The 463-nt window shown below is 57.2% G+C and carries 1 protein-coding gene; it reads left to right on the top strand.

Annotated elements, in window-relative coordinates:
- Nucleotides 1-26 precede the first annotated feature (26 nt).
- Nucleotides 27-463, top strand: a 437-nt coding sequence (locus tag AC0L28_RS34765; RefSeq protein ID WP_473483012.1) for a trehalose-6-phosphate synthase, incomplete at its 3' end; no start/stop codon positions are given.

The raw sequence follows: 463 nt of genomic DNA on the forward strand, positions 1-463 counted from the left end.
CGCTCAAGGAACGAGGCGGCCTTTGGATGGGCTGGTCGGGGAAGGTGAAAACCGAGAAGAACCAGCTGTCACCGACGATGCAGGAGGCCAACGGCATCACCTATGCCCTTGCCGATCTCTCGCAGAAGGATCTGGACGAATATTACTACGGCTTCGCCAACAGGGTTCTTTGGCCGGTCTTCCACTGCCGTGTCGACCTCGCCGAATACAACGACGCGAGAAAGTCAGGATATTACCGCGTTAACCGACTCTTCGCAGAGTTTTTGATGCCGCTTTACCGCGAGGAAGACGTCATATGGGTGCAGGATTATCACCTGATCCCTCTAGGGAAAGAACTGCGCGAGCGCGGCTGCCGCAACCGGATCGGCTTTTTCCTGCACATACCCTGGCCGCCGGCGGACATCCTCGCCACCGTGCCGCTCTGCGAAGAATTGCTGGAAGCGCTTTCGTTCTATGACCTTGT

Source organism: Mesorhizobium sp. WSM4847 (genome assembly GCF_055811335.1).